At 64.8% G+C, this 23,197-nt stretch carries 21 protein-coding genes and 3 pseudogenes; 14 read left to right on the top strand and 10 right to left on the bottom strand.

Annotated elements, in window-relative coordinates; translation table 11 throughout:
* Nucleotides 1-37 precede the first annotated feature (37 nt).
* A pseudogene (locus ACVIIV_RS18135) lies at nucleotides 38-469 on the bottom strand (helix-turn-helix domain-containing protein); the annotation flags it as partial.
* Nucleotides 462-1,424, bottom strand: a complete 963-nt coding sequence (locus tag ACVIIV_RS18140; RefSeq protein ID WP_456745369.1) for a helix-turn-helix domain-containing protein — start codon at nucleotides 1,422-1,424, stop codon at nucleotides 462-464. The gene ACVIIV_RS18140 and the pseudogene ACVIIV_RS18135, both read right to left, overlap by 8 nt.
* A 301-nt stretch (nucleotides 1,425-1,725) precedes the next feature.
* On the opposite strand from ACVIIV_RS18140, the gene ACVIIV_RS18145 reads away from it, so the two are divergent.
* Nucleotides 1,726-1,893, top strand: coding sequence for a hypothetical protein (locus ACVIIV_RS18145; protein WP_456745370.1), 168 nt, complete (start codon nucleotides 1,726-1,728; stop codon nucleotides 1,891-1,893).
* A 61-nt stretch (nucleotides 1,894-1,954) separates the two neighbouring features.
* Nucleotides 1,955-2,362 carry a hypothetical protein gene (locus ACVIIV_RS18150; RefSeq protein WP_456745371.1) on the top strand — a complete coding sequence of 136 codons (408 nt, stop codon included), beginning with the start codon at nucleotides 1,955-1,957 and terminating at the stop codon, nucleotides 2,360-2,362.
* Nucleotides 2,363-2,448: 86 nt separating this feature from the next.
* Here the strand turns inward: ACVIIV_RS18150 and ACVIIV_RS18155 are convergent, their stop codons facing one another.
* Nucleotides 2,449-3,024: a YybH family protein gene (locus tag ACVIIV_RS18155; protein ID WP_456745372.1), complete on the bottom strand. Its 576-nt coding sequence runs from the start codon at nucleotides 3,022-3,024 to the stop codon at nucleotides 2,449-2,451.
* 79 nt (nucleotides 3,025-3,103) lie between these two features.
* Here ACVIIV_RS18155 and ACVIIV_RS18160 point away from each other — a divergent pair, with 79 nt between their 5' ends.
* From ACVIIV_RS18160 to ACVIIV_RS18175, 4 genes are all read left to right on the top strand, one after another.
* Entirely contained in the window at nucleotides 3,104-4,057 is a 954-nt protein-coding gene (locus ACVIIV_RS18160) for a LysR family transcriptional regulator (protein ID WP_456745373.1), read from the top strand.
* A 162-nt stretch (nucleotides 4,058-4,219) separates the two neighbouring features.
* On the top strand, nucleotides 4,220-5,683 hold the full coding sequence (locus ACVIIV_RS18165) for a GH1 family beta-glucosidase (protein ID WP_456745374.1): 1,464 nt from the start codon (nucleotides 4,220-4,222) through the stop codon (nucleotides 5,681-5,683).
* Between the two features lie 254 nt (nucleotides 5,684-5,937).
* Complete coding sequence (locus ACVIIV_RS18170; RefSeq protein WP_456745375.1) at nucleotides 5,938-7,170, top strand: acetyl-CoA C-acetyltransferase; 1,233 nt, start codon at nucleotides 5,938-5,940, stop codon at nucleotides 7,168-7,170.
* A 343-nt stretch (nucleotides 7,171-7,513) separates the two neighbouring features.
* Nucleotides 7,514-7,816 (top strand): HU family DNA-binding protein, encoded by a 303-nt coding sequence (locus ACVIIV_RS18175; RefSeq protein WP_035705209.1) that lies wholly within the window; start codon nucleotides 7,514-7,516, stop codon nucleotides 7,814-7,816.
* Between the two features lie 231 nt (nucleotides 7,817-8,047).
* Here the strand turns inward: ACVIIV_RS18175 and lon are convergent, their stop codons facing one another.
* From lon to ACVIIV_RS18195, 4 genes are all read right to left on the bottom strand, one after another.
* Entirely contained in the window at nucleotides 8,048-10,441 is a 2,394-nt protein-coding gene (gene lon, locus ACVIIV_RS18180; protein ID WP_456745376.1) for an endopeptidase La, read from the bottom strand.
* An 8-nt stretch (nucleotides 10,442-10,449) separates the two neighbouring features.
* Complete coding sequence (locus ACVIIV_RS18185) at nucleotides 10,450-10,833, bottom strand: Hsp20/alpha crystallin family protein (RefSeq protein ID WP_456745377.1); 384 nt, start codon at nucleotides 10,831-10,833, stop codon at nucleotides 10,450-10,452.
* 153 nt (nucleotides 10,834-10,986) lie between these two features.
* Nucleotides 10,987-11,553 carry a YciE/YciF ferroxidase family protein gene (locus ACVIIV_RS18190; protein WP_456745378.1) on the bottom strand — a complete coding sequence of 189 codons (567 nt, stop codon included), beginning with the start codon at nucleotides 11,551-11,553 and terminating at the stop codon, nucleotides 10,987-10,989.
* A gap of 110 nt (nucleotides 11,554-11,663) precedes the next feature.
* Nucleotides 11,664-11,870, bottom strand: coding sequence for a hypothetical protein (locus ACVIIV_RS18195; protein WP_456745379.1), 207 nt, complete (start codon nucleotides 11,868-11,870; stop codon nucleotides 11,664-11,666).
* 111 nt (nucleotides 11,871-11,981) lie between these two features.
* Here ACVIIV_RS18195 and ACVIIV_RS18200 point away from each other — a divergent pair.
* The 3 genes and pseudogenes from ACVIIV_RS18200 to ACVIIV_RS18210 all read left to right on the top strand — a co-directional run.
* A pseudogene (locus ACVIIV_RS18200) lies at nucleotides 11,982-12,229 on the top strand (MarC family protein); the annotation flags it as partial.
* Between the two features lie 168 nt (nucleotides 12,230-12,397).
* Nucleotides 12,398-13,051 carry an L-fuculose-phosphate aldolase gene (locus ACVIIV_RS18205; RefSeq protein ID WP_456745380.1) on the top strand — a complete coding sequence of 218 codons (654 nt, stop codon included), beginning with the start codon at nucleotides 12,398-12,400 and terminating at the stop codon, nucleotides 13,049-13,051.
* 12 nt (nucleotides 13,052-13,063) lie between these two features.
* On the top strand, nucleotides 13,064-14,851 hold the full coding sequence (locus ACVIIV_RS18210; protein ID WP_456745381.1) for a chloride channel protein: 1,788 nt from the start codon (nucleotides 13,064-13,066) through the stop codon (nucleotides 14,849-14,851).
* 7 nt (nucleotides 14,852-14,858) lie between these two features.
* Here the strand turns inward: ACVIIV_RS18210 and ACVIIV_RS18215 are convergent, their stop codons facing one another.
* Complete coding sequence (locus ACVIIV_RS18215; protein ID WP_456745382.1) at nucleotides 14,859-15,110, bottom strand: DUF2798 domain-containing protein; 252 nt, start codon at nucleotides 15,108-15,110, stop codon at nucleotides 14,859-14,861.
* A gap of 292 nt (nucleotides 15,111-15,402) precedes the next feature.
* Between ACVIIV_RS18215 and ACVIIV_RS18220 the strand changes: the two genes are divergently transcribed.
* The 5 genes and pseudogenes from ACVIIV_RS18220 (at nucleotide 15,403) to uraD (ending at nucleotide 19,635) form a co-directional block, all read left to right on the top strand.
* Nucleotides 15,403-15,801: a hypothetical protein gene (locus ACVIIV_RS18220; RefSeq protein ID WP_456745383.1), complete on the top strand. Its 399-nt coding sequence runs from the start codon at nucleotides 15,403-15,405 to the stop codon at nucleotides 15,799-15,801.
* Between the two features lie 1,224 nt (nucleotides 15,802-17,025).
* Nucleotides 17,026-17,301: pseudogene (locus tag ACVIIV_RS18225) on the top strand (hypothetical protein).
* Between the two features lie 91 nt (nucleotides 17,302-17,392).
* The gene (locus ACVIIV_RS18230; protein WP_036045261.1) at nucleotides 17,393-17,806 is read left to right on the top strand and encodes a DUF3830 family protein; all 414 of its coding nucleotides are present in this window, start codon (nucleotides 17,393-17,395) and stop codon (nucleotides 17,804-17,806) included.
* Entirely contained in the window at nucleotides 17,807-18,742 is a 936-nt protein-coding gene (gene puuE / locus ACVIIV_RS18235) for an allantoinase PuuE (protein WP_456745384.1), read from the top strand. It abuts the gene before it with no gap.
* A gap of 5 nt (nucleotides 18,743-18,747) precedes the next feature.
* Nucleotides 18,748-19,635, top strand: a complete 888-nt coding sequence (gene uraD / locus ACVIIV_RS18240; RefSeq protein ID WP_456745385.1) for a 2-oxo-4-hydroxy-4-carboxy-5-ureidoimidazoline decarboxylase — start codon at nucleotides 18,748-18,750, stop codon at nucleotides 19,633-19,635.
* On the opposite strand, the gene ACVIIV_RS18245 is transcribed toward uraD, so the two are convergent.
* Complete coding sequence (locus ACVIIV_RS18245) at nucleotides 19,632-22,358, bottom strand: molybdopterin-dependent oxidoreductase (protein WP_456745386.1); 2,727 nt, start codon at nucleotides 22,356-22,358, stop codon at nucleotides 19,632-19,634. The two genes, uraD and ACVIIV_RS18245, sit on opposite strands and share 4 nt — an antisense overlap.
* Nucleotides 22,355-23,182 (bottom strand): FAD binding domain-containing protein, encoded by an 828-nt coding sequence (locus ACVIIV_RS18250; RefSeq protein ID WP_456745387.1) that lies wholly within the window; start codon nucleotides 23,180-23,182, stop codon nucleotides 22,355-22,357. Before ACVIIV_RS18250 ends, ACVIIV_RS18245 begins: the two co-directional genes overlap by 4 nt.
* Nucleotides 23,183-23,197: the final 15 nt, after the last annotated feature.

The following is a 23,197-nucleotide window of genomic DNA, read 5'->3' on the forward strand; positions in this document are numbered from 1 at the left end:
CCCCAGAGTGATTGCTGCCGCTATAGAGCGATTGCTGCTAACGCATCCGCTTGCGCCAATCGCTCGGCGTCTCGCCAGTCAGCTTCCTGAATGCCGCGGCGAAAGCGGTCTGGGAGCAAAAGCCGAGCGCGGCGGCGACCGAGACGACCAACTCGTCGGTGTCGTGCAGCATCCTCATGGCCTGCTCCAGGCGGTGCTGGCGCAGCCAGGCATGCGGCGAAAGCCCGGTGCTTTCCTTGAATGCGTGGCAGAAATGGAAGCGCGACAGGCCGGCGTCCGACACCAGCGCGGCGAGCGAGACGTCCGTGTCGATATCCGAACGGAGGCGCTCGATCGCGCAGCCCATCGTCGCCGGCGACAAGCCACCGATCACGGGCTGGACCCGGGCTCGCACCGGGCGGGCTTGCAGCTTGGACGTGTCCCCGCTATCGGGAAGAAGCTGCTGCTCGAAGCGATTGTCGCTAGCGCGAGTGGCGCCTGCGCCACTCGCTCGGCGTTTCGCCGGTCAGCTTCCTGAAGGCCGCGGCGAACGCCGTCTGCGAGGAATACCCAAGCGCCGCAGCGATCGAGACGACCGGTTCGTCGCTCGCCCGCAGCTTGTTCATGGCCTGCTCGAGCCTGTGTTGGCGTAGCCAGGCATGCGGCGAGAGTCCTGTGCTCTCCTTGAAGGCGCGGCAGAAGTGAAAGCGCGAGAAGCCGGCATCGGATGCCAGCGCATCGAGGGAGACGTCCGTATCGCTGTCCGAGCGCAAGCGTTCGATCGCGCGGAGCAGAACCTTCGGTGACAGCCCGCCCATGGTCGGATGGAACGTGGCCGGCGCACCTGTGTGCGCAGCCAGGACGCGGGTGGCAAGAAGATCCGTCACCTGATGCCGGAACAGCGCATCCAGGACTCCATTGCCTTCGAGCGCATCCGCTGCACTCAAGAGCAGTCTGGACGTAATGGGGTCAGGGTGCGCCGTCCGCTCGAGCAGGTCGGTCGCTCCCGAGATCCCGGCTTCGCCGGCAATGCGCTTCAGTGTCGCATTCGGAAGGTAGAGTTGAACGACATCGACGGGCTTCGGAATGTCCCATCGGGAGCTCGATCCTTCCGGAATGATGATCAAGACTCCGGGGCGAAATGTGCCGATCGAAACCGATTTTCCCGACCGGCGCTCCATGCGCTGTATCACGCCGTTATACGCCATGATCACGTGGTGGCTCATGGGCTCGACGACGTCATGCAATGGATCGTGGTTCCAGTGCGCGATCCCGGCGCCGGAGGCGTCCAAGGCCATGCGGGTCGGTTCGGTCCTGAGCACCCGCGCCATCTCCAGGCCGGCGGCGCGCCGCTCGGACATCGCACTATCGGCGGGCTGCGCGCCAGGGACGGGCGGCTGGCCGTCGGAGGAGGGATTGCGCGTGGGTGCGGTGCTCCCGGTCATTGCGTGGCTCCTTCGGATCGCTAGCTGCCTCAGAACAGGGTTCCGTATTTGTACGGGTCGGCGCCCGTTCTATCCGGCGCGGAGGCTCCGGGTCTTGCTTGAAACGGTTCTGTATTGCCCGATCCTGCTCCAGGCAGTCGCGCGGTTTCGCAAACGCACGATGGCCGATCGCTCCGGCCCCGCGGGCGAAGCTTGATGCCGCGTGGCCCTCTTAACCCATCGGAAACCATAGCAAATGATCTGAAAACTTTAACGAAACCGCCCGGTCCTCTCCGCGTCGATGTGTTGGAGGGCCCGTCTGATGACAGAACACCAGTTGAGAGAGCAGGAATTCCTGATCGCGCGTTACCGGCATTTGGAGCGCGAAGTGACCGACCCGCTTGCCGCGCATCTGCTTCACAGCATCATCGAGGAGCTTGAGGCCGAGCTGCGCAAGGAAAGACCGGCTTGGCACGGGCCGGGTCATTAACCGTTTCTTGGCGCTAATGATGCCAATTGTCGGCGTGGGAATATCAGGGGAGGCTGCTCCCATGCTGAAGGACGGCACCTACGCGGCGTGGTACAAGACGCCGCTCGACCAGGGTACCGGGATCGTCCATGTCGCAGACGGCCAGATTTGGGGCCGCGACAGCCTGATGACGTATCACGGCTCCTGCAAGATTGATGGCGACCGCTTCACCGCGACCGTATCGACGAAGCGTCACACCGATGGGCGCGCGACGGTGTTCGGCGTTGAAGATGAGCTCACGCTGGACATCGAAGGACACTGCCCCGGCAAGATCGCGACTTACACCGCGACGGCGCAACAGGTGCCGGGAATGATCCTCCATGGCACGCTCATTCTGACCGAGCAGCAGCCGCCGGCACGTGAACGAGCCGAGCAGGTGCCAGTGTTCAATCCCGGCAAGCTGCCGAAATTGCCGAAGCGCTCGCGCTGATGGATGGAGTCATCGCGACGAAATCGCTCGTCGTCTTGGCTGGTGTCCGTCCATCTCCATCCCGAACACCTTCGACCGGCGCTTCGTCATTCTGCCTCCGGCCAGCCCCGGGCGAGTATCGCTGCCTGTTTCAAGGTGATGCTTCGGACCAGCGGATCCGCATGACGGTGCACGAGTTGCCAATCCGTGCCGTCCTTGCGGTAGACTTCGGTCACGCGCAGCGACCAGTCTTGGGCCGGCAACCCGCCCACCTCGGCGCGCTGGCGCTCGACCATGACGAGAGCGATGAGCGCGTCCGATGCATAGGTTTGCAAGACCTCAAGTTCGGTTTCGCCTTCCCTGAAGTATCGCGATAGGGCAGCCAGACGCTGGGGGCTAGCGTCGAATCCGCGACTCGTAGGCCCGCCGAAGGGCTGCATCAGCGTGAAATCCGGCGCAATGCGGACAAGCTGGGACCAGCGATCCATATTGCCACGCATGAAGGCGGCATTTTTCTCGCGGGCGCGTTCGACGAGGCCCGCTATGGCGTCGCTCCCAGCGGCCGCATTGGCCGAAAGCTGACCGGACAGAGGAATTGCTGCGGTAGCGGCCATCATCGAGCGCCGCGACATCTTTTCCTGCCCGCATGGCCATCTGTTCAGCCCGCACGGTTTCTGGGTCATTTCTCAGCTCCTGATCGAACGACGAGCCCAATGCATGAAGCCTTGATCCCAATGAATCCAGCGATATGATTTCAGCAACATGCTGAACCAAATTGATCTATCCAGGATTGATCTGAATCTCCTCGTGCTCTTCCGCGTGGTTCTGGAAGAGCGCCATGTCGCGCGTGCAGCCGCTCGGCTGAGCCTGACGCCGTCGGCTGTCAGCCATGCGCTTGGCCGGCTCCGTCTTCTGCTGAACGATCCGCTGTTTTTGCGGACACCGAAGGGCGTCGTTCCAACGGCACGGGCCTTGGAGCTTGGGGAGCCGGTGGCCGAGATCATCGCGCGCGTCGAACAGCTGATTGGCTCGGCTGCCCCGTTCGACCCGGAGCAAAGCAGCCGTCGGTTCACGATTGGCGCTCCCGATGCCGTACTGGTCTCAGCAATCGGTCCGCTCTTGCAATCGATCGCGACTGCGGCACCCCACATTGACATCGGGCTGATCCACCTGATGCCTGCGCCGCGCGGCGGCGCGATCAGGGAGCCGTGGCAGCAAAGCCTCGACATGCTCGAAAGACGCGAGCTCGATATCGCCATGCTGCCGCTGCTGGCGGTATCACCGCGTTTCGAGGCGCGCAGGCTTTACGAGGAGGAGTTCGTGCTGGCGATGCGCAAGGGACATCCGTTCGCAAAAGCGCCGACCCATGCTGCGTTCGTGCGCTCACAGCACCTGCTGGTCTCTCTCAGTGGGGAACCGCGCGGTTTCGTTGATGAGATGTTGGCAAAGCGCGGCCTCGAACGCCGCATCGCCCTGACTGTCCCGAATTTCATGATGGCGCTTGCCCAGCTTTCCGGGTCTGATCTGATCGCCGCATTGCCGCGCCGACTGGTGGAGCAGCACGCCGGCCGTTTCGGCCTCGTGTTTGTCGAGCTGCCTTTCGCGCGCAAACCGGATACGATCCGGGCCATCGCGACCAAGGCGGCGATGAGAGACGCGGGCATCGCGTGGCTGATGCAGGTTGTGGTCGGTTCAATCGGAGCAGGCCGACGCTAGAATCGCCACCCTCAACCCAATAGGCGCTCATCTCGGCCAGGGAACGGCATTTGTGCCGCCGCGCCTACGGTGGCGGATCTGGATCCTCCCGCACCCGCTTCTCAAATCGCCCGGAACTGTTCATTGTGCCGGCCCGAAACGAAAAGAAGTGGAGCAGCATCAATGACGGAAAGGGTCTCGCGCCGCCGGTTTGCCAAGCTGGCGGGATTGTCCGCAGCCGGGATTGCGAGTCCCCTCGAGGTCGTCGAGGCCAGGCCGGCAGCACCGCCGCGCAATGGAAACGGCTTTCCGGCGGGCTTTGTCTGGGGCACGGCGACCTCGTCCTATCAGGTGGAGGGCGCGGTCAATGAGGACGGGCGAGGGGGCTCGATCTGGGACAAGTTCGTGCGCATCCCCGGCAAGATCGAGGACGGCACCACGGGCGACCGCGCCAACGAGCATTATCACCGCTACAAGGAGGACATCGCGCTCATCAAGGAGCTCGGCTGCAAGGCCTATCGCTTCTCGGTGGCCTGGCCGCGGCTGTTTCCGGACGGCGACGGCAAGCCCAACCCGAAGGGGCTCGACTTCTACAATCGTCTCGTCGACGAGCTCCTGAAGAACGGCATCGAGCCGTGGCTGACGCTCTATCATTGGGACCTGCCGCAATCGCTCGAGGATCGTTTTGGCGGCTGGCGTTCGACCGAGACCTGCAAGATCTTTGGCGACTATGCGGCCTATGTTGCCCAGCGTCTGACCGACCGGGTCAGGAACGTGTTCACGCTGAATGAGAGCGGCCGTTTCGTCTATTTCGGCTACGGCATCGGCATCGACGCGCCGGGCTTGAGGCTGCCGCAAGCCGAGGTCAACCAGATCAGGCACAACAGCGCGCTGGCGCACGGGCTCGCGGTGCAGGCGGTGCGCGCACATGGCCGCCGCGGCACCAGGGTGGGGCCGGCCGAGAACATCGATGCCTGCGCGCCTGCGATCGACACGCCGGAAAACGTTCGCGCCGCCGAGATCGCGCTGCGCGAGATGAACGCCGGCTATCTCAACGTCATCATGACGGGCCGCTACACCGACGCCTTCCTGAAATACGCCGGTCCCAACGCGCCGAAATTCACCGACGCGGAGCTCAGGATCATCTCCTCGCCGGTCGATTTCCTCGGCCTCAACATCTACGCGCCGCAAAACTATGTGGTGGCCTCCGACCAGGGCGCGGGCTTCATGCCGCTGCCGATCCCCAAATCGTTCCCGCACATGAATTCGGACTGGCTGCGCGTCGGGCCCGAGACGATCTACTGGGTGCCAAAGCTGGCGGCAAAGATCTGGAAGACGGATGCGATCTATATCAGCGAGAACGGAGCATCCGGCGACGACGTGGTGAGTCCCGACGGCAAGATCTACGACACCGACCGCATCATGTATTTGCGCAACTATCTCGCTCAGCTCCAGCGTGCCACCACCGAGGGCGTGCCGGTGCGCGGCTATTTTCTCTGGAGCCTTATGGACAATTTCGAGTGGGTGTATGGCCTCAACAAGCGTTTTGGGCTGTACCACGTCAATTTCGAGACTCAGATCCGCACGCCGAAGCTCAGCGCCAGCTTCTACCGCAACGTGATCGCGAACAACGCGGCGGGGGTGTAGCGGCGGTCTCGGTGCCTTCGCCTCTCCCCGCCTGCGGGGAGAGGCCGGAATTTGCGACAGCAAATTCCGGGTGAGGGGGACTCTCCGCGAGTCCGTCTGCCGCCATTATTGCTCCCCTCACCCGGATTTTCCGCTGTGCGTAAAATCCGGCCTCTCCCCGCAGGCGGGGAGAGGCGAAGAGGCGTCTCGCATTGACTCCACTCTTCCGCTTATTCAAAACCGTCTCAACACCCATAAACAAGAGGACGACGCCAATGGCTGACGCGCTGATCATCGATGCCTGCCGGACCCCGCGGGGCATCGGCAAGGCCGGCAAGGGAGCCCTCTCGGGCATTCATCCGCAGCAGCTCGGGGCAACCGTGCTGCGCGCGCTCGCTGATCGCACCGGCATCGACACTGCCGACGTCGACGACATCGTCTGGGGCTGCAGCGCGCAGGTCGCAACGCAAAGCGGCGATCTCGGCCGCATGTCGGCGCTCGATGCCGGCTACGACGTGCGCGCCAGCGCGGTGACGCTCGACCGCTTCTGCGGCAGCGGCATCACCAGCGTCAACATGGCGGCATCCTCGATCATGGCCGGTGCGGAAGACCTCGTCATCGCCGGCGGCTGCGAGATGATGTCGATGGAGGGACGCCGCGGCGGCGGTCCGATGATGATGGACGGCGGCAATCTGCGCCTGCGGGCAAAGCATCCGCAGTCGCATCAGGGCGTCTGCGCCGATGCGATCGCGACCATGGAGGGCATTACGCGAAGCGACGTCGACGCGCTCGGGCTGGAGAGCCAGAAGCGCGCAGGCTTTGCGATCGCGAACGGCCACTTCAAGAAGAGCCTCGTGCCCGTCCACCGCGAGGACGGCAGCCTCGCGCTCGATCACGATGAATATCCGCGGCCGCAGACCACGATGGAAGGCCTCAGCAGCCTGAAGCCGGCGTTTCCGGCGATCGCCGATTACGCGCTCGACGACAAGGGCACGACCTATCGCGGCCTGATCCTGCAGAAATACCCCGATCTGAAGATCGACTTCGTGCATCACGCCGGCAACTCCTCCGGCGTCGTCGACGGCGCCGCCGCGATCCTGCTGGCCTCGTCCGCCTACGCCAAGGCGCATGGCCTTAAAGCCCGCGCCCGCGTGGTCGCGATGGCCAACATGGGGGACTCGCCGACCTTGATGCTGAACGCGCCGGTGCCGGCGACGCGCAAGGTGCTGGCGAAGGCGGGCCTCACCATCGACGACATCGACCTGTTCGAGATCAACGAGGCCTTTGCCGTGGTGGCGGAGAAATATATCCGCGACCTCAAGCTCGATCGCGCCAAGGTCAACGTCAATGGCGGCTCCATCGCGCTCGGCCATCCGATCGGCGCCACCGGCTCGATCCTGATCGGCACCGTGCTCGACGAGCTCGAACGGCGCGACCTCAAGCGCGGTCTCGTCACCATGTGCGCCGCCGGCGGCATGGCGCCCGCCATCATCATCGAGCGCGTCTAGCCGATCGCCACCTCGCTTTCTCCCTGTTTTTACGGGGCGTAAGACCGGCGACATGCGCTCCGACCCTTATTTTTCAGGGTGAAACACGACCGGCCTTTCAGAAAGAGGCCGGTCTTCGCTTGTCGAAAGCGGCGAATCAGTTCTAGCAAGATGTCGTGCGGGCCTTTGAAACAAGGCAAAATCCGCTGCTCAAGGCGCCTTCCGCACTGGAAGTGGCTAAAATGCAGGGTTTTTTGTCACAGCGGGGCAAAAAGCCCGTAAAATCGCGACAAAACTGTGCAGAAGGCTATAGGCCTTCGCCGGTTGGTCTAATATGCAGCCGTCACGAATCAGAGGAGACACGATGGCAACCCAAATGTCCAAATCGCAGTTGATCGAAAAGATTGCGACCGCCACAGAGCTTTCCAAGCGCGACGTCAAGAACGTCATGGAGACGCTGACCGACGTCGGTCACAAGGAGCTCAAGAAGAACGGCCTGTTCCTGGTGCCGGGCTTCGCCAAGTTCGTGGTCATCAAGAAGCCCGCGACCAAGGCGCGCAAGGGCACCAACCCGTTCACGGGTGAAGAGATGATGTTCAAGGCCAAGCCGGCCCGGAAGATCGTCCGCGCCCGCCCGGTCAAGGCTGCCAAGGACGCCGTGTCCTAACAACGCAAAGGCCCCCTCGCAGGAGGGGGCCTTTTGTTTGGGGCTGCCGCGAGGGCTCGAGACGGAGGGCTCAACCCTTGCGGCGCTTCACCCGGACCGGGACCGGCTGAAGTCGCGGCCCAGGCGCAGCAAGCGTATTGCGAACCCGGTCGATCGCGCGATCGAGCAACTGGCGCAGCCGCTGCGCCTTCCGCGATCTCTCAGCTCATTCCAGCAGTTTCTTCATCGCATTTACTCCGCCGCTTCGACCTTCGAATTGACTTGGGCCTCGGCCGGCTCGAGCGCCGCGGCGATCGCCTCGTCGACGCGCTCCAGCCAGATGAATTCGAGGTTGTCCCGCGCGCTCTTCGGGATGTCGTCATAGTCCCGCTTGTTGCGCGCCGGCAGCATCACCCGCTTCAATCCGGCAGCAGCCGCGGCCACCACCTTCTCCTTGATGCCGCCGACGGGGAGCACCAGGCCGCGCAGCGAGATCTCGCCGGTCATCGCGGTGTCGCTGCGCACCGTGCGATTGGTGAGCAGGGAGGTCAACGCCGTGAACATCGCAACGCCCGCGCTCGGCCCGTCCTTCGGGGTTGCGCCCGCGGGGACGTGAACGTGGATGTCGCTCTTCTCGAATACCTGGGGATCGATGCCGAGCTGCGGGGCCTTGCTCTTCACCAGCGTCAGCGCAGCCTGCACGCTCTCGCGCATGACCTCGCCGAGCTGGCCGGTCAGGATCATGCCGCCACGGCCGGGCACGCGCGAGGCCTCGATGAACAGGATGTCGCCGCCGACCGGCGTCCAGGCAAGGCCGGTGGCCACGCCGGGAATGCTGGTACGCTGCGCGATCTCGCCCTCGAAGCGCGGCTGGCCGAGCACGGTGGCGATGTCCTTCGGGCTCACCACGACCTTGGTCGCCGTGCCCTCGGCGACCTGCACCGCGGCATGCCGGAACACCTTGCCGATCTCGCGCTCGAGGTTACGCACGCCGGCCTCGCGGGTGTAGCCCTTGACGATCAGCTTCAAGGCCTCCGGCTCGATCTCGGCCTGCTCGGCCGAGAGGCCGTTGGCCTCCAGCTGCCGCCGCACCAGATAGCGCCGCGCGATCTCCAGCTTCTCGTCCTCGGTGTAGCCGGCGAGGCTGATCAGCTCCATGCGGTCCAAGAGCGGACCCGGGATCTGGTCCAGCATGTTGGCGGTCGCGATGAACACCACGCGCGACAGGTCGAAGGGCACGCCCAGGTAATTGTCCCGGAACGTCCCGTTCTGCTCGGGGTCGAGCACCTCCAGCATGGCGGCGGAAGGATCGCCCTGCACGCCGCGGCCCATCTTGTCGATCTCGTCCAGCATCATGACGCAGTTCCTCGCGCCTGCCTTCTTGATGCCCTGGATGATGTTGCCGGGCAGCGCGCCGATATAGGTGCGCCGGTGGCCGCGGATCTCGGCCTCGTCGTGCACGCCGCCCAGGCTGACGCGCACGAACGGGCGATCCATCGCACGCGCGATCGATTGGCCGAGCGAGGTCTTGCCGACGCCGGGCGGGCCGACGAAGCACAGGATCGGGGCCTTGCCTTGCGGGGCGAGCTTGCGCACCGCCAGATATTCGATGATCCGGCTCTTGATCTTCTCCAGGCCAAAATGGTCGGCATCCAGGATGGCTCGCGCCTCCTTGATGTCGATCGGCTTCTCCTCGGGCAGCGCCCAGGGCAGCTCGATCAGCCAGTCGAGATAGGTGCGGACCATGCCGGCTTCGCCGGCAGCCTCCGGCATGCGCTCGTAACGGCGCAGCTCCTTCTTGGCGTGCGCCTCCGCCTCCGGCGGCATGTTGGCCTTGGCGATCGCGGCCGTCAGCTCGGTGACCTCGGCCGCCTTGCCGTCGCCTTCGCCGAGCTGGCGCTGGATGGTCGCCATCTGCTCGCGCAGGATCGCCTCGCGCTGTCGCTCGTCGAAGCTGGCGCGGGTCTGCTGGCCGATTTCATTGCTGATGCGCAGCACCTCCAGCCGCTCGGCCAGGTGCTTTGACACCTTCTCGACGCGAAGGGCGAGGTCGATGGTCTCCAGCACCTCCTGCTTGTCCTGCGGCTTGATGTCCATGAACGAGGTCGCGAGGTCCGCCAGCGCGCCGGGCGCGGTGGTGCCCTGGAACATCGTCACCAGCTCGGGCGGCGCCTGCGGCAGCAGCTCGATCGCCTCGATGGCCTGGCGCTGCAGGTTCAGCGCGCGCGCCTCGATCTCGGGCGAGGTCGTGGTCGGCTCGGGGATCTGCTGGAAACGCGCGGCCGGGAACGGCGTCCCCGGCAGGAAGTCGAGGATGCGCGCGCGCTGCACGCCCTGGCAGACAATGTGGTGGGTGCCGTCGGGCGCGGTGATGTAGCGCACGATGTTGGCGATGGTTGCGACCCGATAGACGTCGTCCGCCCCGGGGTCATTGGTCTCGGGGCTGCGTTGCAGGACGATGCCGACCGGCCGCTGTTCGCGCAGCGCTTGCTGCGCGGCCGCGATGGACTTCGCCCGGCCGATCGTGATCGGCGCGATGGCGCCGGGAAACAGCACCATCTCGCGCACGGGGACGATGATCAGCGCGTCGTCGGGGATCTTCACGTCGTTATTGGTCTGTTCGTTGTTCATCTGTTCGGTGGCCATGATCGACCTCAGGATTTGGCGAGGCGCAGCGCGACGCAGCCGTCCATCACGAAGCGGCTGATGGCGTAGCGGCCAAGGGGCAGCGAGATGCGCCGCTCGAAGCGGCCCTGCGGCAGCTCGAGCCGATGGATGCGGGCGTTGCGAAGCTCCGGCGGGAGCGTGCGCTGACCGGAGATGACGAGAACGCCGTCATGGATGACCGTCTCGACATTGTCCGGATTGACGCCCGGAAGCGCGACCAGGATCAGGAGCTCACGCTCGGTCTCGAGCACGTCGATCGGCGGCTCCCAGCAGGCTTCCTGGCGGCCGAACTGCTGGCGCAGCCGATCGGCGCGGGTCAGCGAGTCCAGGGCTTCGGACAGCATCCAGTCGAGGGGATTTTTGGGTTGCATGATGCGGGCTCGGGGGTGGGAAAGCCTGCATATGGGGCGGGTTCCCGGGAAATCCAGTGCGTTGGCGCCGATGTGCCATGCGCCGTCGTGCGATCAAGACAAGCGAACGCCGCGGCATTGGCCGCGACGTTCCGTCATTGCCAGCGGCGCGGGTCAGGCCGCAGCGCGGTACTCTTCTTCCGCTTTGAGATTGATCACGGACGTGGCGAGCTCGGTCAGAGCGTGATCGGTCGCCTCTTCCTCGTCCAGCGTCTCCTGGAGCAGCCTTGCTGCGTCCTGCATGCCGAGCTCCTCGGCCCAGGTGCGCAGCGTGCCGTAGCGGGAGATCTCGTAATGCTCGACCGACTGGGCGGCCGCGAGCAGTCCGGCATCGAGCGCCGGCGCTCCTTTGAACTCCTTCATGATCTCGGCGCCCTCATCGGCGATGCCGTTGATGCCCTCGCAGGGCCTGCCGCGTGCAGGCTTGCTCAGCATCTTGAAGATCTGGTCCAGCCGCTTGACCTGGCCCTGGGTCTCGCGCAGATGCTTGTTGAAGGCGGCTGCCAGCTCTTTCGACTGCGCTGCCTTCGCCATTTTGGGCAAGGTCTTGATGATCTTGTTCTCGGCGAAATAGATGTCCTTCAGCGTCTCCAGGAACAGGTCGCTGAGCATCTTCGGCGCCTGACGCGGCCGGCGCGCCGCCGTCTTCTTGGTTGTGCGTCTCTTCGCTCGTTTAGCCATACGTCCTCCTCATGAGGCGACACGGGAAGGCCCCGCCTTCCTCAATCCTCGGCCGATCAAAGCCGTTGGAGAACGAAAGTTCCAAACTGCAACCGGCGTTCGCGGCTAGCTCAGGTCGGGCGCTTGTAGGGGTCTTCCTGGCGCTGTCGCTCTTCCGTCGCGCGGTCGAGGCGTGCCCGCTCGCTGCGGCGCAGGTGGCCGGCCTTCATCACCCCGTAAACGAGGACCCCGCCGAGCACGAACGCGCCGATGAACCAGAGCCAGAGCAGGTTGGCCGAGAGCTGGCCGAGCAGCATTCCGATTCCACTGTCGCTCATTGTCGTCTCCAGTGATTTCCAAAGCGGCTTGCTGGGCTAAGTCTGCCCGGCAGCCATCGTTCCAGCGTCCGAGGACCGCGCCGACACATGCTCGACTTCGCCCTGTCCGCCTCCGTGACGACCACGCTGCTGCTGTCGGGCGATGCCGGCTATGGCGCGAAGCTCGCGATCATCATCGCGGTGGTGCTCGCGGTTTGCCTGCTTTGCATGTTGTCTTCGTCTCAGCTCGCCTGATCGCGCGTACCCTTGGACGCACTGGAAATGCCGTGCTCTCGCGCGTGCTCGGCATGCTGCTCGCCGCCTATTCGGTGCAGTTCGTCATCAACGGGATTGCGGCCGTCCGGGCGAGCCTGTCGTAGGGTGCGACAATCTGCCAATCTGTTGATTTTGCGGTCTGTTTCCGGGAGCGGGGAATCCGTCGCCGAGACGGGGCGCGATCCGGTCGCTTTCGCTTGCGCTGCCGCATTGCTTTGACGTAACTCCCCTCTAACAAACGTCCATCGCCAAGAAGCCGAGAAGAAACCGAGATGTCGATGACTGCGGACGAACTCGACAAGAGGCAAGCCATCATCGACGCCTGCCGTCGCATGAATGCGCTCGGCATCAACCAGGGCACATCAGGGAATATCAGCGTCCGACATCTGGACGGGCTCTTGGTCACGCCGACCAGCGTGCCCTACGAGACCATGACGGCGGACCAGATCGTCTTCATGGCCATGGACGGCGCACATGCGCCCGATCGGAAGCCGTCGAGTGAATGGCGCTTCCATCGCGACATCCTGAAGTCGCGGCCGGACGTCAATGCCGTCGTGCATGCCCATCCCACCTATTGCACCATCCTGGCGATCATGGGCATGGAGATTCCGCCGGTGCACTATATGATCGCGGCTGCGGGCGGCGACAGCATCCGCTGCGCGCCCTATGCGACGTTCGGAACGGTGGAGCTGTCCGACCATGCGGTGCGGGCGCTGGAGGGCCGGCTTGCCTGCCTGCTCGATCACCATGGCATGATCGCGATCGGCAAGACGCTGGACAAGGCGATGTGGCTGGCCGTCGAGGTCGAGACGCTGGCGCGGCAATATCACGGCTGCCTGCAGATCGGACAGCCGCCGCTGCTTTCCAGCGACGAGATCGAACGGGTCCGCCAGCGCATGGCCGGCTACGGCCTGTCGGAAGGGTAGGGCGGGCAGAAGGTGTTCATGCGGATCAGACATCTCGTCGATCGCAAGGGGACGAACCGCACCATGGTTCGAATGCGCGCCCTCCTGCGCAGCAACGAGTTCTATTTGATCCCGCTCGCGCTCGTGATCGGCACGCTCGCAGGCGCGGTCGTGACGCTGATGGCCCAGATCGCCCAGATCGCGCATGTGGTGATCTACGGAATTCCCATTGATGTCCACCTGTCGGCTCACGAGAGCGTCAGTCCGTGGGCGGCGCTGATCGCGCCTGCGCTCGGCGGGCTCTCGCTCGGCATCATGGAATGGTCGCGGCGGCGCATGAAGATCTCGAACGCGGTCGACCCGATCGAGGCGAATGCGCTGCGCGGCGGCAATCTCTCGATGCGGGACAGCGTCGTGGTCTCGAGCCAGACCCTGATTTCCAACGGCTGCGGCGCCTCCGTCGGCCTCGAGGCCGGATATACCCAGATCGGCTCGGGCATCGCCTCGCTGCTCGGCAAGTTCTTCAATCTGCGCCGCAACGATCTGCGCCTGATGGTCGGCTGCGGTGCGGCCGCCGCGATCGCCGCGGCGTTCGGTGCGCCGATCACCGGTGCCTTCTATGCCTGCGAGCTGATCGTCGGCGTCTATGCTGTGGGCAGCGCAGCGCCGATCCTGGCGGCCTCGCTCGCGGGCGCCCTGACTGCGCAATGGCTCGGCGGCGCGCCATATTCGCTGGAGATACCCAAGGTCAGCGCCGTCGGCGTCGAGCAATATTTGGCGCTGATCGGGCTCGCGCTCATCACCAGCGGCGTCGGCATCGCCGTGATGCGCTCCTCGCCGACCTTCGAGCGCCTGTTCGCCTGGTTGCCGGTCTGGCTCCGCCCGGTGTTCGGCGGCCTCATCGTTGGCGGCTTCGCCATCATCACGCCGCAGGTGCTGGCGGCCGGCCATGGCGCCATGGTGCTCGATCTCTTTCACGACATGACGATCGGCTTGATCGCGCTGATCATCGCCCTGAAGGTGACGGCCTGCCTGGTCTCGCTCGCCTCGGGCTTCCGGGGCGGCCTGTTCTTCGCCTCGCTGTTCGTCGGCAGCCTGATCGGAAAGTTCTTTGCCGCGCTGCTGCTCTTGATCAGCCCGAACTTCGTGATCGATCCCCTGGTCGCGATGCTGACGGGCATGGCGACGCTGGGTGTCGCCATCGTCGGCGGCCCCCTGACGATGTCGTTCCTGGTGCTCGAGATGACCCGCAATGTCGACGTCACCGCCGTGGTGCTGGCCGGCTGCATCGTCACCTCGATCTGCGTGCGCTTCATGTTTGGCCACTCCTTCTCGACCTGGCGCCTGCATCTGCGCGGCGAGACGATCCGCAGCGCCAACGACGTCGGCTGGCTGCGCAATCTCACTGTCGAGCGGCTGATGCGCTCCGACGTCGGCAAGGTGCCGTCGACCACGACGATCGCCGCCGCGCGCCGCGAATTCGCGCTGGGCTCCCGGCCGGGCGTCGTCATCGTCAACAATGCGGATGAATATGTCGGCCTTGTCCTGCTGCCCGACCTGTTCTCCAGCGACCTCGACACCATCGCCGACGACATCCAGGTGATCGAGCTCGCCCGCCTGATCGACATCGTGCTGATCCCGGAAATGAACGTGAAATCGGCGATGGCGGTGTTCGACGAGGCCGAAGCGGAGATGCTGGCGGTGGTCGATTCCACCGACAGCCGCAAGGTGGTCGGCTTCCTCACCGAGAACTTCGCCCGCCGCCGCTATGTCGAGGAGATCGACAAGGCGACGAGGGGCGTGCTTGGGGCGCTGTCGTAGGTGCCTTCTAGCGGCCGGGTGGGGCTGCAACGAGGCAGGCCACGATCCGCCGGACCAGCGGCAGGACCGCGAGCAGCGTCGGAAAGGCCACGAGCCAGGACAGCGCCCATGCGCCCGGCCAGGTCGCGAGGAACGCCGGCGTTGCCCCTAAGCTTCGCAGCGTCGAGATGACCGACACCACCGCCGTCATGAGGATGGACAGCACGAACGACATCACGATCGGCGCATAGCGCGCCGGCAGTTTGCGAACCGTAATCATCTGATTTCTTTCGAGGAAAAGGACGCGTCGATCACGTTGAACCCCAAAAAATGGCATCGATCCCGACGGCGTCGGTTGATGCGTTGGTTCACGTGAAACGCTTACGGCGGCCGAAGACGGCGCGGCTGTTCATTATCCGCTCAGGTTGGATGGTTCAAGCTGGCTCTGATCGTTCGGTTTACAATCGTTCAAAGCGTGGCAGATCGCCGCGATCATGAAACCGTTTCAGTGGTTTGCGGATTATAGATGGTTTGCTTATTTCTCTTTGAGCGAGAAGAGAGGAAGGTCGAAAATGAGCATTGGACCCATGATTTCCGCAGCCGGCCGCAACACGGTCGTGGCCGCGTTCGCAAGCCTCGCCCTGATTGCGGCCTCCGCATCCCCGTCCGCCGCGGCTTCGGCCGGGACGCCGGCCGCCAAGGCGGTCGTCGCCGGCCAGGCCGCCTCCGACGTCACCGATTTCAGCGCCCACCGTCGCCGCTACTATCGACGCGGGTCGAACGCCGCAGGCCTCGCCTTCATGGGCGCGGCGGCAGGCATCATCGGGGGAGTAATCGCCGAGCAGCGGCGCCGCGACTACTACGAGAACCGCTACTATTATGGCGGGCGTCCCTATTACGGTGGTCAGGGCTACTACGGCGGTCCGGGCTATTATGGCGGCAGCCCCTTCTATTACGATCCGGGCTATTAATACCGGCCGTATCGAGCGGCCGTTTTCGACATCGCCTGGATTGGGTTGCGCGAAAAAAGGGCGGTGCTTTGTGCCGCCCTTTTATTTATGTGTCGGTATCCGTAGCCCGGATGGAGCGAACGGGTCGGCGCGAAGCGCCGCCCGATGCCGCAATCCGGGGCCGCTCGCCCGGCATCGCGCACCGTCCCGGATTATGCTGGCGCTCCATCCGGGCTACGGCATCGTTGCCTGTGTCGCCCTCTGTCAATCTTCGTCGCCGAAAATATTCCGCTTTACCGAAATTCGGAATTGTCGTATCTGTCGCCCATCCCGGCTCATCTTGAGGGGCGATCGTGAGGTCGTCATTGTCGCGAGCCGGGCTTGCGGTGGACGCAGCAGCGTCGTGTACGAGATGTCAAGGGCAGGGCGGATTGCTCTTCGTGAGCCCTTTGGCTTCGTGCGGACGAGCGGCGCTGTCAGGTTCGTCGTGCCAGCATTTCGGCGGCAACGTGCACAACGCTGTCGAACCCTGTGGCGCCAACGAACCGTGCGTACGGCAAAACCGTGTGGTCCTGGCCGTCGTTGCTACGGTCAAGCTCTTGCGGATGCGGCAGCTGCGTCAACCGGCGCGGTCGCCGGTGAATTTCGCGAAGGCGAGGGAGGCCAGAAGGAACTCGGCTCCCGGGAGAGCGCGGCATAAGCCGTCCGACCATCGCGCAGGGAAGGCCGTGTGTTGGGCTTCACCTGTATGCTGCTGTGCGGTTTTCTGCGTGTGCCTTTTGCGCAGCGGACCGCGGGTGCCGCCGGCACCCGGCCTTCCCTGCGCCCTCTTGGCTCAAGGGGGCGGCGAGATGAAGCAAAGCTCGGGCGAATTGAGCCGCGAGGCTGCGAAGGTGTGTCTGCGATTCGAAACGCAAGAGAGAAGAGCGACGCTGCTGCCTCATACTCCGTCATTGCGAGCGCAGCGAAGCAATCCAGAATCCCACCGCGGAGAGACTCTGGATTGCTTCGCTGCGCTCGCAATGACGGGGCCCATGTCTCCGCATGGGCCGTGCCGCCCTGGGTCCCGGCTCTGCGCCGCAACGCTCACCGCGTTGCAGCTTGTCCGGGATACGAGACTGCGCAATACGACCCACCAGGAGTTGCCAGAGCGCCGGCCAAATATTCGGCAATCGTGCCCGCGGCGCAGGTGGACTTGCCCGTCGCAATCCGGTTCAATGGGACCGGTTGAGTTTCCAGGCAACGATGTCGAGATATCTGCTGGTCCTGCTTCTGATCGCCTCGCCGGCGGCAGCGCAAGTCAAGATGACGCCGAAGGCCAATGCGGCGCATCCCGACCCTGTGCCCCGATCGGGCGTACCGCGGACGGCAAGCTGGTCTACTCCATGAAATGCGAGACCCTGCCGACGCCGCCCGCGGCCGGCGCAAGTGGAACTGAAGGAGCCGCCTCCGCCAGCGGCGGAGCCGGAGCCAGAGACGCGCCGGAGCGGCATTTTCGGCTGGTCCTACGACCGCAGGTGATGGGGGCCGCACCACTTGCGTGAAGCTGTCGGGAATGCTCTTTGCTTGGGAGATATCCGTGGGGCCAGCGGCCCCGATCCAGAGAGATGAGATGAGCAAACTCGTTATCCGCGCCGGCGATTTCACCTTCGATGCCCGTTTCGAGGAGCAAGCGGCGCCCAAGACCGTGGCCGCGTTCCGCAAGGCGCTGCCGTTCGAAAGCCACATCATCCATGTGCGCTGGAGCGGCGAGGGCGTGTGGATGCCGCTTGGCGACCTCGATTTCGGCGTCGGCTACGAGAACCACACCAGCTATCCCGCGCCCGGTCAGATCATCCTGTATCCGGGCGGCATCAGCGAAACCGAGATCCTGCTGGCCTATGGCGGCGTGCACTTTGCAAGCAAGATGGGCCAGCTCGCCGGCAACCATTTCATTACGCTGACCTCGGGCCTGGAGAATCTGGCGACGCTCGGCAAGAGCGTGCTCTGGAAGGGCGCGCTGCCGATCCGCTTCGAGGAAGTCTGAGTGACTAAGCCCCGCTACCCGCGCGATCTCCGCGGTTACGGCCGCAATCCGCCGCATCCACAATGGCCTGACAACGCGCGGATCGCGGTGCAGTTCGTCGTCAATTTCGAGGAGGGCGGCGAGAACAACATCCTGCACGGCGACCGAGCCTCGGAAGCGTTCCTGTCCGACGTGCTCGGTGCGCAGCCCTGGCCGGGCCAGCGCCACGCCAACATCGAATCCATGTTCGAATATGGCTCGCGCGCCGGCTTCTGGCGGCTTTGGCGGATGTTCGCCGAGCGCAAATGGCCGGCCACCGTGTTCGGCGTCGCCACTGCGCTGAAGCGCAATCCGGAAATCGTAGCAGCGATGAAGGAGGCGGGCTGGGATATCGCCAGCCACAGCCTGAAATGGATCGAGCACAAGGACATGACCGAGGCGCAGGAGCGCGCCGAGATCGCCGAGTCCATTCGCGTCCATACAGAGGCGACCGGCGTGCGGCCGCTCGGCTGGTACACCGGGCGCTCCTCGATCAACACCAACCGGCTGTTGATGGAGGAGGGCGGCTTCCTTTATCTCTGCGACTCCTATGCCGACGATCTGCCCTATTGGGTCAAGGGGGCCAACGGCAAGCAGCTCATCATCCCCTATACGTTGGATGCCAACGACATGCGGTTCATCAACCCGCAGGGCTTTGCCGAAGGCGAGCAGTTCTTCACCTATCTGAAGGATGCCTTCGACGTGCTCTACGCGGAAGGGCAGAGTGCGCCGAAGATGATGTCGGTGGGGCTGCATTGTCGTCTCGCCGGGCGGCCCGGCCGCGCTGCCGGGCTGATCCGCTTCCTGGACTATATCGGCAAGCATGAGCGCGTCTGGGTGCCGACGCGGTTGCAGATCGCGCAGCACTGGCACGACAAGCACGCGCATCTTGCCGTCGACGCGTTCGAGATCGGGTGAGAATGATGGCGCGGATCTCGCTCGCCGATCTCAATGCTGCAAGCAAGGCCGATTTCGTCGCTGCGCTCGCCAACGTCGTCGAATATTCACCATGGATCGCCGAGCAGCTCGCCGGCAAGCGGCCGTTCGCCGGCATCAACCAGTTGCACGCCGCGCTCATGGCGGCGATCCAGGGCGCCGAGCCTGACGTTCAGTTGGCGTTGATCCGGGCGCATCCCGATCTCGCCAACAAGACGCAGCGCGCCGCCGGACTCACCGTGGAATCGACCGACGAGCAGAACAGCGCCGGGCTCGACCGGCTGTCCGAGGCCGAATATGCGGCGTTCGAGCGTGCCAACAACGCCTATCGCGACAAGTTCGGCTTCCCCTATATCGTTTGCGTGCGCCGTCACACCAAAGATTCCGTGTTGCGCGAATTCGAGGCGCGACTGCTCAATATTGCCAAGACCGAGACGCGGCGCGCGATCGAGGAAATTGGCCGCATCTCGGCGCTGCGGCTCGATCAGCTCGTCATTGCCGACGACAGGCTGAAGGTGCACGGCCGGCTCTCGACGCATGTGCTGGACAATCACATTGGCAAGCCCGCGCCCGGCATCCCGGTTGAGCTCGTGGAGCTCGCGAGCCTTGGCGAGAACCGTGTCATCGCGCGCGCGATGACCAATGCCGACGGCCGCACCGACCAGCCGCTGATCGGCGGTCGACCGCTGCCGATCGGCCGCTACGAGCTCAGATTCCGCGTTGCCAAATATTACGCCGAGCGCAATGTGCCGCTGTCCGACCCGCCGTTCCTGGACGAGATCCCGCTGCGCTTTGCGATCAACGAGCCGGAAAGCCATTACCACGTGCCGTTGCTGGTCACGCCCTGGAGCTATTCGACCTATCGCGGCAGCTAGTCACCAAACTTCTCGTGCAGCGCCGGAAACAGGCGATCCGGCTTGAAGGGCGGTGCGGTGAAGCGAATGCCGGTGGCATCGGCAATTGCGTTGCCGAGCGCGGCCGCAACCGGATTGTACGGGCTCTCGCTCATCGACTTTGCGCCCAGAGGTCCGATCGTGTCGGACGTCTCGGCGAAGAACACCTCCGTGCGCGGAACGTCGGCGAAAGAGGGCAGGTGGTAGTCGCGGAATTTCGGGTTGACGACGCGGCCGTTCGCGTCGATCACCATCTCCTCGTAGAGCGCAGCGCCGAGCGCCTGCGCCACGCCGCCTTCAACCTGGCCGCGGCACTGCACGGGATTGGCGACGACGCCCGCGTCCGCGGCGTGCACGCTCCTGAGAATCCTGAGCTCGCCGGTGCTTTTGTTCACCGCGACGCGAAAGCCCTGCACGTTGAACCCGACCGAACGCGGCGTGCCGATGGAATTGCCGGTGCCCACGAACGGCTGTCCCCGTTCGCGCGCGAGCTTCGCCAGTTCCGCAAAAGGCATGCGCCGTACGCCGCTAACGACGGCGTCCCCATCGAGCACGCAGGTGTCCACGTCGCACAGCCACGCGCCGGCGGCGGCCGCCCTCAGCTCGGTCGCAAGCTGCATGGCCGCCGCATGCGTCGCCTTGCCCGCGACGAAGGTGCCGGCACTGCCATAGGCGCCGGTGTCGTGGCCGCCATGGGCAGTGTCGGACTGACGCAGACGGATTCTCTCGACCGTGGTCGCCAGCGTGGTCGCGGCGATCTGGAGGTGCACGGTGCTGGTGCCGTTGCCGAACTCGGCGGTGCCGACGGTGAGGTCGAAGCCGCCGTCGTCGTTGAGCGCGATCGTCGCGTCGGCTATGTGGCCGGCCGGTGGCACCGTGTCGATCATGGTCAGCGCAATGCCGTCACCGATCAGCCATTCCGGCGACAGCTCCGGCTGCGGGCCATCGGCCTGCATCGCGCGCTCGACGAGGTCGAGGCACTGGTCGAGGCCATAGGAGCCGTAGAGCACGTCGTGATATTCGGACGGCGGCGGCGACAGCATGGGATCGCCGGGCTTGACGATATTGCGCCGGCGCATCTCGTAGGGACTGATGCCGAGCTGCTTGGCGAGCTCGTCGATCGCGGCTTCCACCGCGATCAGCGCCTGCGGCAGGCCATAGCCGCGAAACGCCCCCGCCGGCACCGTGTTGGTGTATACGGCGGAGCCGTCCACTCGCTTGTTCGGGCAATTATACACGCTGATGGATTCGGCCAGAGCGTGGAACATCACGGGGCCGGCATGATTGCCGTAGGCTCCGGTATTGGAGAGCACGTCGAGCTGGAGCGCGGTGAGCTTGCCGTCGCTATCAGCGCCCGCCCTGATGTGGACCCGCATCGGATGCCGCGTCGAGGTCGCGATGAACTGTTCCTCGCGGGTGAGCTCCAGCTTCACAGGCCGCCCTGTCCTGAGCGCAGCAAGCGCCAGGATATCCTCGACGAACATCTCCTGCTTGCCGCCAAAGCCGCCGCCGACGCGTTCGCAGAACACGCGGACCTTGTTCATGGGAAGACTGAAGATGTCCGACAGCGCACGCCGGGTCAGGAATGGCACCTGCGTCGACGTGCGGACGTTGAGCACGCCTGCCTCGTCGAGCCATGCGAGGCCGCCATGGGTCTCCAGCGCTGCGTGCTGCACGCGATGGCTGTGGTAGGTGGCTTCGTAGGCGACGGCGGACGTCGCGAGCGCAGCTGCGACGTCGCCGTACTCGCCATGCGTCTCCGCCGCGAGGTTGCGCTGGGGATCCGCGATGCGGTTGGCGGTGGTGCGATCGGGATGAATGACGGGCGCGCCCGGCGCCATCGCCTGCTCGGGATCAATCAGCGCCGGCAGGATCCCGTACTCGACCTTGATCCGTCGGCACGCCTCCTCGGCCGCGCCTTCGCTCTCGGCAACGACGGCGGCGACCTTCTGGCCGATGAAGCGAACCACGTCGTCGAGGATGCGGGTGTCCTCGGGGTCCATCCACTCTTTTTCGTGGCGCGCGGTCGAGATCAGCACCGACGGCGCATCCTCATGCGTCAGCACCGCGTGCACGCCTGGAACGCTCAGCGCGTCCGACGTGTCGATCGCGACGATCCTCGCATGCGCATGAGGCGAGCGCAGCAGCTTGATGTGGAGCAGGCCTTCGATTGCGGTGTCGAAGGTGTAGCGTGCCTTGCCGCGCACGATATCGGGACCTGCTGGTGCCGGCAGGCTGCGGCCGAAGGCGGCGCCGGGCTCGACGCTCGCCTGGACATTGGACTTGCCGAGCAGCGCGTCCTCGATCGAACGATAACCGGTGCAGCGGCAGATATTGCCCTTCAGCGCGGAGCCAAGATCGGTGCGCTGTGCCTGGTTCAGCGAGGCACAGGTCAGGATCATGCCGGCGGTGCAGAAGCCGCATTGAAACGCCTGCGCGTCGAGGAAGGCTTGCTGCATCGGATGAACGCCGTGGTCGCTGCCGAGCCCTTCGACCGTGGTTATGGTGCGCCCCTCGGCGCGGAACGCCGGGATCAGGCAGCTATGCACGGGCTCGCCGTCGAGCAGCACGGTGCAGGCGCCGCAATCGCCGGCGTCGCAGCCCTTTTTCACGCCGAAATGGCCGAGCTCGCGCAGGAACGTGCGCAGGCACTGGCCGGCGCGTGGCTCCCGAGAAAACGCCTTGCCGTTGATCTCGAAGCTCATGGCCGCGTTGCTCCCAGGAGTTCGCCGCGAATTTCCTCGGCGAGCCGCAGCGTCATGTGCTTGCGCCAGAGTGGCGCGCCATGGATGTCGGCGTGGTACAGATCATCGGTAATCTGCTGCATGAGCGCGGCACGAAGCGCGCTCGCGTCCGGAGCGTTGCGAAAGCGTAACTGGATCGGCCGCACCGTCGATGCGGTGACGGTGAGGGTCAGCGTATCATCGGCGTCGAGACTGCCGATCAGCAGCGCCGCCGAGCGGCCAACCGGCGCCAGCGAGATCTGGCGAAAGGCGGTGCGGCGCTTCAGTGCGGCGGTTGGGATATCGATCTGCCGGAGCAGGTCGCCCGGCGTCAGGCGATTGCGCTGGTTGCCGGTAACGAATTCGGCGACGGGAAGCCTCTGTTCACCGCCGCCAGCCTTCCAGACGGTGCAGACGCCGTCGAGCGCTGATGTAAGCGAGATCATCGGTCCCGCCGGCAGCGACATGCATAGATTGCCGCCGACGGTCGCGGTCTTCCAGACCTTGAACGAAGCAAGAAAGGCGCGGCAGCACTGGTTGATCAGCGGTGCCGCGAGCCAATCGGACGGGCACGCGAGTCCATCGAGCTCCGCGATGGTGCAAGTGGCGGCGATGCTGAGGTGGCTCTCGGTGAGTGTCAGCGCCGGCCACTTCAGATCGGTGAGATCGATCAGTCGTGCCAGATGCGTTTGCGGCTCCGAGAACAGCCAAGTGCCGCCTGCGAGCCAAGCATCACCTGCCGTCCAAACAGGCAGCTGCGCGCGCGTTTGCGGATGAGCGACGGCTGTGATGGTATTCAAGTCCATGGCTGCGCCAACGCT

Source organism: Bradyrhizobium sp. USDA 4354 (genome assembly GCF_054060315.1).